Consider the following 13,229-nt stretch of genomic DNA (forward strand, 5'->3'; position numbering starts at 1 on the left):
CGCCTTTCTTTTAAACAAAACCATATACTAAACATTAGTATGTGGTTTTTTTGTTTACAAAACTTCGAAAAATAACTTCTTATAAGAAAAATGATAAAACGTTGTAGTAACAATAATTATACAAAAGAATAAAATAACGTCCTCATTTTTATTATTTATTCATTTTTGATAGCCTTTTTTTAATAATTAATTTATCCTTTTCTTTAGTCAATTCATTAATTTTAGAGAACAACTAATTTAACCCCTCTTATTAATGAAAACGCTTCATACAAGTTTCGAATGTTATCCAGTAGCAAAAGTTGGCGGATTAGCCGATGTTGTTGGATCTTTACCAAATTATCAAGGTGATTTAGGAACAAATTCGATTGTTATAATGCCTTATTATGATAATGCTTTTGTAAAAAAGAAAAAGTCAAAAGAAATCTTTAATGGAGAGATAAACTTCAATGATACAAATTATCATTATACAATACTTCAATTACAATTAAGCAAACAGTTGTTTGACACCTATTTAGTGAGAATAGAGAGTCTTTTAGATAGGGAGCAAGTATATGGGTATGAAGACGAATTAAATCGTTATTTAGGCTTCCAATTAGCTGTATTGGATTGGATCCTAAAAGAAGGTCATTCATTTGATGTTATTCACTGCCATGACCATCATACTTCTTTAATTCCATTTTTTATAAATAATTGTTATGATTATAATAAATTGAAAGGAACACCAACAGTTCTTACAATACATAATGCACAATATCAAGGGCATTTTTCGCATGATAAATTAGACTTATTACCAAGTTTCAATTTTGAGAATGTAGGACTTTTAGATTGGTATGGATCTATTAATCCTTTAGCTTCTGGAATTAAATGTGCTTCTAAGGTGAATACAGTTTCTCCTTCTTATATGGAAGAATTAAAAGAAAATGCTAATGGATTAGAAGGTTTACTTAGAAGTGAAAGTGAGAAATGCACAGGAATACTTAATGGTATAGATACTAAGTTTTGGAACCCAGAAACAGATAAAATGTTAGCCAAAAATTATAAATCAGCTAATGTAGTTTCTGGAAAGAAAGCAAATAAAAAAGAATTGTGCGATCGTTATGGTTTTGATCTGAATGTACCATTGTTCAGTTTTATAGGACGTTTGGTAGGAGAAAAATCAGCAGATTTATTACCAGAAGCAATAAGAGAAGCGCTTTCCAATTATAAAGAAATTTCTGTTTTCATTTTAGGCTCTGGTCATAAAGAGATAGAAGATGAATTAAACGCTTTAAAAGATGAATTTCAAGGGAGTTTTAATGCACATATTGGTTATGATGAAAAGTTATCTCATTTAGTATATGCGGGTTCAGATTTCTTATTAATGCCTTCAAGAGTGGAACCTTGTGGGTTAAATCAAATGTACTCATTGCGATATGGAACAATTCCTATAGTAAGAAGAACAGGTGGATTAAAAGATACCGTTATTGATATAGGAGATGGAGGTTTTGGTATTTGTCACGATCAAGCTTCTGTTTGGGATATTAATTATTCAATAGGACGTGCTGTTGAATTATATAAGGATACAAAGACATTTAGAAGAATACAAAAACAAATTATGAAGATTGATCATTCTTGGACAAAGTCTGCTCAAGAATACATCGATCTCTACAAATCAATTTAACCCAACCCATAATGATAAATAAAAAAGTTCTCGCAATTATTTTAGGAGGTGGACAAGGAAGTAGATTGTCACCTTTAACAGACAAACGTTCAAAACCAGCCGTATCTATAGCTGGAAAATACAGATTAGTAGATATTCCAATATCCAATTGTATTCATTGCGATATTAAAAGAATGTTTGTACTGACTCAGTTTAATTCCGCATCCTTAAATAGACATATAAAAAACACTTATACGTTTAGTAGTTTTAGTGAGGCTTTTGTAGATATTATGGCAGCAGAACAAACACCTGAAAATAAAACATGGTTTCAGGGAACAGCAGATGCCGTTAGACAATCAATGCATCATATTTTAAATCATGAATTTGAATATGTACTAATTCTTTCAGGAGATCAATTATATCAAATGGATTTTGATGATATGTTACAACAACATATTGATAAAAATGCAGAAATAAGTATTGCAACCTTACCTGTAAACTTTAATGATGCTACTCAATTTGGAATTTTGAAAACAGATGAAGAAAGTTTTATCTCTTCATTTGTAGAAAAACCTTCAGCAGAAAAGTTGAAAGGTTGGGAGTCTGAAGTTGATAAAGAAATGGAGGAAGAAGGAAGACATTATTTAGCTTCTATGGGAATTTACATTTTCAATAGAGATTTATTAATAGAATTAATGTCTAACCCAGATACTATAGACTTTGGGAAAGAAATAATTCCAGATGCGATAGGAAAAAATAAAGTGCTAGCATATCAATATAAAGGTTATTGGACAGATATAGGAACTATAGCTTCTTTCTTTGAAGCAAATATTGGTCTTACAGATGAAATACCAAAATTTGATTTGTTTGATACTTCAAAAACAGTATTAACAAGACCTAGAATATTACCGCCATCTAAAATCTATGGAACTACATTAAATAAAGCAATGATTGCAGATGGTTGTATTATAAATGCTGAAAAAATAGAAACAGCAGTTATAGGAATTCGTTCAAGAATAGGAAAAGGAAGTCAAATTCTAAATACCTATATGATTGGTGCCAATGTGTATCAGGAAATGGACGATATGGCTAAAGACATTGAGGAAGGTAGACCTCATATTGGTGTTGGAGAACATTGTGTAATTAAAAATGCAATTATAGATAAAGATGCAAGAATTGGTAATAATGTAACCATAAAAGGAGGAAAGCATCTGAAGGATGCCCATGAAGAAGCTTACGTAGTAAAAGATGGAATTGTTGTAATTAAAAGAAGAGCAATTATTCCAAACGGATTCACATTACAGTAAGTTTTAAGATTCAATTTATTTATGAATAAAGTTTTAGCACATAGTTTATTAACAGATTTCGATATTGGGTTATTCAAATCAGGAAAACACTTTAGATTATATGAAAAGTTAGGTTCACATATTATAGAACTAAATGGTGTTGAAGGAACTTATTTTGCTGTTTGGGCACCTTCAGCAAAGTCAGTTTCGGTAGTTGGAGATTTTAACTATTGGACAGAAGGAGAACATTTACTTAATGTTCGTTGGGATGCTTCAGGAATATGGGAAGGTTTTATTCCACATGTGGGGAAAGGAAATCTATATAAATACAGAATACATTCTCATAATAATGATATAAAAACTGAAAAAGCAGATCCATTTGCACGAAGATGTGAGCATCCTCCAAAAACAGCTTCTGTAGTTTGGGATGATCCATATACTTGGAGCGATACTGAATGGATGAAAAAGAGGAAAAAACACAATGCTATAAACGCACCTTTTTCAGTTTATGAAGTGCATTTAGGTTCTTGGAAAAAGAAATTTGAAGATAACAATCGATCGCTTTCATATATTGAAATGGCTGATGAGTTGGTTGAGTATGTGAAAAAAATGCAATTCACACATGTAGAGTTGATGCCAGTAATGGAATATCCATACGATCCTTCTTGGGGTTATCAAATCACAGGATATTTTGCTCCAACTTCTCGTTTTGGCTACCCAGAAGACTTTAAGTTTTTAATAGATAAATTCCACCAGAATGATATTGGTGTTATTCTAGACTGGGTGCCTTCTCATTTTCCTGAAGATGCACATGGTTTAGGATTATTTGATGGAACACATTTATATGAACATCCAGATAAAAGAAAAGGCTATCATCCAGATTGGAAAAGCTTGATTTTTAATTATGGAAGAAATGAAGTCAAAAGTTTTTTAATAAGCAATGCTATTTTTTGGCTAGATCAATATCATGTAGATGGTTTACGTGTAGATGCAGTTGCTTCTATGATCTTTTTAGATTATTCTAGAAATTATGGAGAATGGGAACCTAACATGTTTGGAGGAAATGAATATTTAGAAGCTATTGATTTTCTAAAAGCATTAAATGAAGCAGTATATGCAAGTTTTCCAGATGTACAAACCATAGCAGAAGAATCTACTGCTTTTCCTAAAATTTCCAGGCCAACCTATATGGGAGGTTTAGGATTTGGAATGAAATGGATGATGGGATGGATGCACGATTCACTTCAATATTTTAGTAAAGAACCTATTTACAGAAAACACCATCAGAATGATCTGACATTTAGTATGACATATGCATTTACTGAAAACTTTATGTTACCGCTTTCGCATGATGAAGTAGTGCATGGAAAAAGGAGTATTGTAGGTAGAATGCCTGGTGATGAATGGCAGCAGTTTGCCAATTTGAGACTATTATACAGTTATATGTTTACACATCCAGGAACAAAATTATTGTTCATGGGAGCTGAATTTGGACAACATGGAGAATGGAATTTTCAAGAAAGTCTCGACTGGTATGTATTAGAATATGATACACATGCAGGTGTACAAAAAATGATAAAAGACCTAAATATTTTATACAAAACATATCCAGCATTACACAAAAAACAATTTGAAACTGAAGGTTTCGAATGGATTAGTTATGAAGATCATGAAAATTCAGTCATTAGTTACGTTCGAAAAGGAAATACAAAAGAGGATGTGTTGGTTATTGTATGCAATATGACACCAGTTCCACGACATTCTTATAGAATAGGAATACCATCAGAAGGAAATCTAGTGCAAATTTTTAATAGTGATTATAAAAAATATGGAGGTAGCGGTGTTTCAAATAAAAAGAGCATTCCTACCGAACCTATAGATTGGAATTATAGAAAGTTTTCAGCAGAAATTACGATACCACCATTAGGTGCTGTTGTATTCAAAGTTGAAACCATTTAATATCAATCGATTTCGTAAAAAAACAATGCTAAATGGTTTAGCAATTCAAGTGTAAATCGTTTTTTTATAAGAGTTTATAAAAGTATAACAAACCCTAAATCGTGAAGTATTATGATTATTAATACAGAATTAGAGAATAAAGGAAATCTATTCCCAGGAAAAATTAATTCATTTTCTCAAGACGTAGACAAGATCTATTTTAAAACAGAAAATGGAGTTATTCTTCAAGTAACAATCTTAAGAGGAAGCGTTATACGCTTTAGATATGCTACAGATAACAATTTTGAAAAAGATTTTTCATATGCAATTAGTGAAGATGGCGTAAGAGGTTACAGTATATTAGAAGTAGAAGAAGAAACAACGTGTTATAAAATCATTACTAGAAGAATCATAATTCAAGTAGACAAGTTAGATCTGAAAAAAACGATTTATGATAGAGAAGGTAATATTATTTGTAAAGACGATTGGGGATTTCATTGGGAACAAAGTTATGAGTATGGAGGGAACATTGTAAAAATGAGTAAATCTGCTCCGCAAGGTGAATGTTATTATGGTCTTGGAGATAAGCCAATGCATTTAAACTTAAAAGGAAAAAGAGTAGAAAATTGGGCAACAGATCAATATGCCTATGGTAAAGATCAAGATCCGTTATATAAAAGTGTTCCTTTTTATATTGGAATGTATGAAGAAAGAGCCTATGGTATTTTCTTCGATAATACATTTAAAACTTTCTTTGATTTCTGCCACGAAAGAAGAAATGTAACAAGCTTTTGGGCACATGGTGGAGAAATGAATTACTATTTTTTCTTTGGTCCACAAATGCAAGATGTTATTACTCGATATACCGATTTAACAGGAAAACCAGAATTGCCACCACTTTGGGCTTTAGGATATCATCAATGTAAATGGAGTTATTACCCAGAATCTAAAGTAAAAGAAGTTACAAGTAAATTTAGAGAACTTAGAATTCCTTGTGATGGTATTTATTTAGATATTGATTATATGGATGGCTTTCGTTGTTTTACATGGAATAAAGACTATTTTCCAGACCCAAAACGTATGGTGGCTGAGTTAGCAGAAGATGGCTTTAAAACTATTGCCATTATAGACCCAGGAATTAAAATTGATGATGATTATTGGGTGTATAAAGAAGCTATGGAAAATGACTATTTCTGTAAACGAGCAGACGGTCCATATATGAGAGGGAAAGTTTGGCCGGGTGAATGTTTTTTTCCAGATTTTACCAATCCTAAAGTAAGAGAATGGTGGTCTGGATTGTTCAAAGAAATTATAGATGAAATTGGGGTAAAAGGTATTTGGAACGATATGAATGAACCTGCAGTAATGGAGGTTCCAACAAAAACATTCCCAGATGATGTACGTCATAGTTACGATGGCAACCATTGTAGTCATAGAAAAGCACATAATATTTATGGAACACAAATGGCGCGTGCTACCTATGAAGGTGTGAAAAAATATGCATATCCAAAACGTCCATTTATAATAACACGTTCTGCATATTCTGGTGCGCAGCGTTTTACTTCATCTTGGACAGGCGATAATATTGCTACTTGGGAACATTTATGGATTGCCAATATTCAGGCACAGCGCATGAGTATGAGCGGTATGTCGTTTACAGGAAGTGATATTGGAGGTTTTGCAGAGCATCCAACAGGAGAATTATATGCAAGATGGATACAATTAGGTGTATTCCATCCATTCTGTAGAACGCATTCTTCAGGAGATCACGGAAACCAAGAACCATGGACTTTCGGAGAAGAAGTAGTTGATGTAACTAGAAAATATGTGGAATTACGTTATCAATTACTTCCTTATTTATATACCATGTTTTGGGAGTATGCAGCATATGGAGTTCCAATGTTAAAATCACTTGTGTTATACGATCAGTACGACACACAAACACATTACAGAACGGATGAATTTATTTTTGGAAATCAAATTTTAGTCTGTCCAATACAAGAACCTAACTCTAAAGGAAGAAGAATGTATATTCCAAGAGGACATTGGTATAATTACTGGACTCGAGAGTATGTATCAGGAGGATTAGAAAAATGGGTCGATGCAGATTTAGATATTATTCCAATGTTTATAAAGGAAGGAGCAGTCATTCCTAAATATCCGATTCAACAATATATAGGAGAAAAAACAATAGAACAACTACAATTAGAAGTATATTTTAAACTAGGAGAGAAAGAAGTTTCTAAAGTTTTTGAAGACGCACAAGATGGGTACGACTATATGAAAGGAAGATATAGTTTACGAACATTTTCTTTTACAGGAAAAGAAAATGAAGTGATCATTCAGCAGCATAAAGACGGAACTTTTATCACAGAATACGATACAATTAAGCTTGAATTTATTGGACTTCCTTTTACAGTGAAGGAAATTGAAATAGATAACGTTATCGTAGATTTAAAAAATATTGAATTTAATTCTGAAAAAAATACGATTGTGATTCCAAAAGACTTTACAGAATTACATATTGTAGGATAACAACTTTATTTTTTAGTAATAGGAAAATTCTCATAAAAAATCTTATAAAGTGCTGCTATTGAATACTAAAATGAACTAATTTTGAAGAAAAATTAGAAGATGAACAAAGCCATATATATAGCAGCTAGTGGGGCCAATTCGGGGAAGTCAATGCTAAGCTTAGGGCTTATGCAATTACTCTTACGTAATAAACCCAAAGTTGGTTACTTCAGACCAATTATAGATAATACAGTAAATGGTAAAAAAGACAATCACGTAAATACCATCGTAAATTTTTTCGATATAAAATGTGATTATGAAGATACTTATGCGTTTACAAGATCTGAATTGTTAGACTTGCTCAACGATGATCAAGAAGATGAAGTAATTGATGTAATTCTTCAGAAATATAAAAAACTAGAAGAGAAGCACGATTTTGTAATTGTAGAAGGTACAGATTTCTCAGATCACGGAGCCGTTATCGAAATGGACTTAAATGTACTAATCGCTAAAAATCTTGGAGTTCCTGTTATGATAGTCTCTGGAGGAATAGAGAAGACATTAGAAGATTTCATTCAAGGATTACGATTAACATACGATTCTTTTACCAATAAAGAAGTTGAAGTAATAGCAGTAATTGCGAATAAAATACAAGAAGAAAATATTCCAGTTATTTTAGAAGGGATTGGAGAAAACTTACCAAAATCGTTATTAATTAATGCTATTCCAATGAATAGCAAATTAAACAATCCAACGATTCAAGAAATTGCCTCGGCTTTAGAAGCAGAAGTATTATTTGGAGAAGAACTATTAAATTCTACAACGGGTGAAATAAAAGTTGGGGCTATGCAATTAGCACATTTCTTGAACCATTTAACAGACGAAAGTGTTGTAATTACTCCAACAGATCGTTCTGATATTTTATTAGGAACCTTACAAGCAAATATTTCAAGTCGCTACCCAACCATTTCTGGAATTATTCTTACAGGAGATATAACACTTAGCGAATCGGTAATAGAATTGATTAACGGTTTAGAAAAAGTAGTACCTATTTTAAAAGTAAAAGAAGGTACGTTTAGTATTGCATCCAAATTAGGTTCTATACGTTCTCATATTTATGCAGAGAATAAAAATAAAATCAAGCTTTCTATTAATACATTTGAAAAGTATGTAGACATAGAAGCATTAAGTGATAAACTAATTACATACAAAGGAACAAACACACTTACACCAAGAATGTTCCAGTACAATTTACTTAAAAGAGCTAAACTTGCTCGTAAGCATATTGTACTACCAGAAGGAAGTGATGATAGAATACTTACTGCAGCTTCACAATTACAAAAAATTGATTTAGTTGATTTAACCATTCTAGGAAAAAGAGTTAATGTTGAAACAGCAGTAAAAAGATTAAATATTTCTTTTGATTTTGATAAAACACAAATTATCAATCCAATTACATCAGAATATTTTAACGACTTTTCAAATACTTTATATGAGTTAAGAAAACATAAAGGATTGAGTCCTGCGATGGCGGAAGATTTAATGGCTGATGTTTCATATTTCGGAACCATGATGGTGTATAAAGGTTTAGCAGATGGAATGGTTTCTGGTGCAGCACATACTACACAACATACCATTAAACCTGCGTTGCAATTCGTAAAAACAAAACCTGGTTTTTCTGTAGTATCGTCTATTTTCTTTATGTGTTTAGAAGATCGTGTATCTGTATTTGGAGATTGTGCAATTAATCCAAATCCAACACCAGAGCAATTAGCAGAAATAGCAATTTCTTCTGCAGACTCAAGTATTGCTTTTGGAATCGATCCTAAAATAGCAATGTTGTCATATTCATCGGGAGCGTCAGGAAAAGGAGAAGATGTAGATATTGTTAGAGAAGCAACAGCAATTGTAAAAGAAAAACGACCTGATTTAAAAGTGGAAGGGCCAATTCAATATGATGCAGCTGTAGATCCAACAGTTGGAAAAAAGAAATTACCTAATTCAGATGTAGCTGGGCAAGCAAATGTGTTAATTTTCCCAGATTTAAATACAGGAAATAATACTTATAAAGCAGTACAACGTGAAACAGGTGCTTTAGCAATTGGTCCAATGTTACAAGGATTAAATAAACCTGTAAATGATTTAAGTAGAGGATGTACCATAGATGATATTTACAATACCATTATCTTAACAGCAATTCAAGCACAAGAATAAAAACAAACTATGAAAGTACTAGTTATAAATTCAGGAAGCTCTTCTATAAAATACCAATTATTCAACATGCCAGAAGAAAAAGTTATTTGTTCTGGACTTATTGAAAGAATAGGTTTATCTGATGGAATTGTAAACTACACATCTGAAGTAGAAACCATAAAAGAAACAACAGAAATTCCAAATCATAAAGTTGGTTTAGAAAAAGTTGTAAACTTATTACTGGATGAAAAAATAGGAGTTTTAACTTCTACAGATGAAGTAGCTGTAGTAGGACATAGAGTTGTACATGGAGGAAGTTCTTTTACTGAAACAACAATTATTACAGAAGAAGTTAAAAATAAAATTAAAGATTTATTTTCTTTAGCACCACAGCATAATCCTGCAAATTTAGAAGGAGTTAATGTTGCTGAAGAAATCTTTAAAAACGCTAAGCAAGTTGCTGTTTTCGATACAGCCTTTCATCAATCTATTCCTGCGAAAGCATATACATACGCAATTCCAAAGAAGTTTTTAATAGAAGAGCAAATTCGTTTGTATGGTTTTCATGGAACGAGTCATAAGTATGTTTCGGAAATAGCAAACACATATTTAGGGAAGGGAAATACTAAAGTTATTACTATTCATCTTGGAAATGGATGTAGTATTACTGCAGTAGAAAACGGAAAAAGTATAGATCATAGTTTAGGTTTTGGCCCAGTAACTGGATTAGTTATGGGAACTCGTAGTGGAGATATAGATCATACACTAATTTTCTATTTGGTAAATACTTTAGGGTATAATGTAAATGATGTGAATGCATTGTTACAAAAAGAAAGCGGAATGTTCGGGCTAACTGGTTTTAGCGATTTAAGAGATATTGAAGCTGCGGCTGCAAAAGGAAATATAGCTTGTCAATTAGCGTTAGACATTAATGCGTATCGAGTTCAGAAGTATATAGGTTCGTATGTAGCTGCAATGAATGGAGTAGATGCTATTGTTTTTACAGCAGGTATTGGAGAAAACTCAGTGTTAATGCGAGAAAAAATCTGTAACAATATGGATTTCTTTGGCATAGAAATCTCTGCTGAAAAGAACAATGTGAGAGCAAAAGAGCTTACAGAAATACATACAGAAGATGCAAAAGTTAAAGTGTTAGTAATTCCAACCAATGAAGAATTAGAAATAGCGAAACAAGCTTATAATTTGTAATTTAAAAAGGAAAAAGGAATTTTCATTACAGTGATAATATAACAGTATACTAAAAAAGAAAAGAGATGTAGCAATTACATCTCTTTTTGTTTTGTAATAATCGGGTACAATTATTACGGGTTCAAAAATAAAAAATGTTATGAATCAAATCGATCTAAGTTCATTACTTTAGACCAAGCTTTAATAAAATCCTTTACAAACTTTTCTTTAGCATCTTCACTAGCATATACTTCAGCTACGGCTCTTAATTCAGAATTAGATCCAAAAATTAAATCAGCTCTTGTAGCAATCCATTTTGGTTGGTTGCTAGTTCTATCTTTTCCTTCAAAAACTAATTTATCATCAGAAGTAGCAGTCCAAACTGTATTCATATCTAATAAATTTTTAAAGAAGTCATTTGTCAATACACCAGGTTTATCAGTTAATATTCCTTTATTAGAATTGTCAAAATTTGCATTTAAAGCACGCATCCCACCAACTAAGACAGTCATTTCAGGAGCAGTTAATGTTAATAATTGTGCTTTGTCTACTAATAACTCTTCTGTAGATAATGTATATTTTTTCTTTTGGTAATTTCTAAATCCATCTGCCATTGGTTCTAAAACAGCAAAAGAAGCTACATCTGTTTGATCTTGTAAAGCATCCATTCTTCCTGGGTTAAAAGGAACTTCAACATCATATCCAGCTTTTTTAGCAGCATTTTCTACTGCGACACTACCTCCTAAAACAATTAAGTCGGCCATTGAAACTTTTCTACTACTAGAAGCATTGAATTTTTCTTGAATCTTTTCGTAAGCAGCTAATACTTTCTTTAATTGAGTTGGATTATTCGATTCCCAGTTAATTTGAGGTTCTAAACGAATTCTAGCTCCATTGGCTCCGCCTCTTCTATCAGATCCTCTAAAGGTAGCAGCAGAAGCCCAAGCAGTTTCAATTAATTCATTAGCAGGAATTCCAGCATTTAAAATCTCAGTTTTTAACTTAGTTATATCTAATTTAGTAATTACAGGTGTAGTACGTACTGGAATTGGATCTTGCCAAATAAAATCTTCTTTAGGAATATCAGAACCTAAATATGTAGTTTTTGGTCCCATGTCTCTATGAGTTAACTTAAACCAAGCTTTCGCAAATGCCTCATCAAAAGATAATGGATCGTTTAAAAACTTTTCGCATACTTTTTTATAAGCAGGATCAAATTTTAAAGCTAAATCAGAAGTTAACATAGTAGGTCTGTGTCTTTTGTTTTTATCAAAAGCGTCAGGAAAAATTTCACCTACATCTTTAGCAACCCATTGTTTTGCTCCTCCAGGACTTTTAGTAAGTTCCCATTCATTATCCATTAAAGTATTTAAAAATGCATGACTCCATCTAGTTGGTGTAGGTGTCCAAATAACTTCTAAACCAGAAGTGATTGCATCTTTACCTTTTCCAGATTTATACGAGCTTTTCCATCCTAAACCTTGTTCTTCTATGCCAGCAGCTTCAGGAGCAGCACCTAAATATTTTTCAGGACTAGCTTTTCCATGTGTTTTTCCAAATGTATGTCCACCAGCAATTAAAGCCACTGTTTCTTCATCATTCATTCCCATTCTAGCAAATGAAATACGAATATTTTTAGCAGAAGCAACAGGATCTGGGTTTCCATTAGGTCCTTCAGGATTTACATAAATTAATCCCATTTGAACTGCTGCTAATGGATTTTCAATCTCTAAATCTAGCTCACCTTTTTCATTTAGTCGTCTGCTTTCTAACCATCCACTTTCAGAACCCCAATACACATCTTCTTGAGGTACCCAAACATCTTCTCTACCACCAGCAAAACCAATTGTTTTTAATCCCATAGATTCTATGGCTACTGTACCTGTTAAGATCATTAAATCAGCCCAAGAAATTTTATTTCCATACTTCTGTTTTATAGGCCATAATAATCTTCTGGCTTTGTCTAAGTTAGCATTATCTGGCCAACTATTTTGAGGAGCAAAACGTTGTAATCCCATACGAGTACCGCCTCGTCCATCTCCAGTTCTATATGTACCAGCACTATGCCAAGCCATACGAATAAATAACGGACCATAATGACCATAATCAGCAGGCCACCATTCTTGTGAATCTGTCATTAATTTTTTTAAGTCAGCTTTTAATTGCTTATAATCTAACTTGTCATAGGCTTCTGCGTAACTAAAACTTTTACTCATTGGATTTGTTAATGCAGAATTTTGAGCCAATACATTTAAGTGTAATTGATTTGGCCACCAATCGCGATTTTTTTTCGCTTGTTTAATTTGTTCTTTTTTGTGGGTTTTGTCAAAACCAAAAGGACAAGATCCTTCTTTTTCTGTTTCAGTATGTTGTTTTTCTGTAGTTGAGGTACTACAAGAAACTAGGAAAACAGAAAGTAATGCAGTGATTAGTTTTAATTTCATCTTAATTAGCGTTAAATTGATACTACA

The 13,229-nt window shown here is 32.2% G+C and carries 7 protein-coding genes; 6 read left to right on the forward strand and 1 reads right to left on the reverse strand.

What is annotated here, in order from left to right:
* The first annotated feature begins 253 nt into the window (after positions 1 to 253).
* The 6 genes from ACKTTC_RS03485 to ACKTTC_RS03510 all read left to right on the forward strand — a co-directional run bounded on the left by ACKTTC_RS03485 (position 254) and on the right by ACKTTC_RS03510 (position 10,779).
* Positions 254 to 1,660 carry a glycogen synthase gene (locus ACKTTC_RS03485; protein WP_408038319.1) on the forward strand — a complete coding sequence of 469 codons (1,407 nt, stop codon included), beginning with the start codon at positions 254 to 256 and terminating at the stop codon, positions 1,658 to 1,660.
* Between the two features lie 11 nt (positions 1,661 to 1,671).
* The gene (locus tag ACKTTC_RS03490; protein ID WP_408038321.1) at positions 1,672 to 2,946 is read left to right on the forward strand and encodes a glucose-1-phosphate adenylyltransferase; all 1,275 of its coding nucleotides are present in this window, start codon (positions 1,672 to 1,674) and stop codon (positions 2,944 to 2,946) included.
* A 21-nt stretch (positions 2,947 to 2,967) separates the two neighbouring features.
* Positions 2,968 to 4,884, forward strand: coding sequence for a 1,4-alpha-glucan branching protein GlgB (gene glgB, locus ACKTTC_RS03495; RefSeq protein ID WP_408038323.1), 1,917 nt, complete (start codon positions 2,968 to 2,970; stop codon positions 4,882 to 4,884).
* A 111-nt stretch (positions 4,885 to 4,995) separates the two neighbouring features.
* The gene (locus ACKTTC_RS03500) at positions 4,996 to 7,398 is read left to right on the forward strand and encodes a glycoside hydrolase family 31 protein (protein WP_408038325.1); all 2,403 of its coding nucleotides are present in this window, start codon (positions 4,996 to 4,998) and stop codon (positions 7,396 to 7,398) included.
* A 99-nt stretch (positions 7,399 to 7,497) separates the two neighbouring features.
* Positions 7,498 to 9,591 (forward strand): phosphate acetyltransferase, encoded by a 2,094-nt coding sequence (gene pta, locus ACKTTC_RS03505; protein ID WP_408038327.1) that lies wholly within the window; start codon positions 7,498 to 7,500, stop codon positions 9,589 to 9,591.
* A 9-nt stretch (positions 9,592 to 9,600) separates the two neighbouring features.
* Positions 9,601 to 10,779 carry an acetate/propionate family kinase gene (locus tag ACKTTC_RS03510; protein ID WP_408038329.1) on the forward strand — a complete coding sequence of 393 codons (1,179 nt, stop codon included), beginning with the start codon at positions 9,601 to 9,603 and terminating at the stop codon, positions 10,777 to 10,779.
* A 137-nt stretch (positions 10,780 to 10,916) separates the two neighbouring features.
* Here the strand turns inward: ACKTTC_RS03510 and katG are convergent, their stop codons facing one another.
* The gene (gene katG / locus ACKTTC_RS03515) at positions 10,917 to 13,202 is read right to left on the reverse strand and encodes a catalase/peroxidase HPI (protein WP_408038331.1); all 2,286 of its coding nucleotides are present in this window, start codon (positions 13,200 to 13,202) and stop codon (positions 10,917 to 10,919) included.
* Positions 13,203 to 13,229 lie beyond the last annotated feature (27 nt).

It is taken from the genome of Tenacibaculum amylolyticum (assembly GCF_964511145.1).
Classification (GTDB): Bacteria; Bacteroidota; Bacteroidia; order Flavobacteriales; family Flavobacteriaceae; genus Polaribacter; species Polaribacter amylolyticum.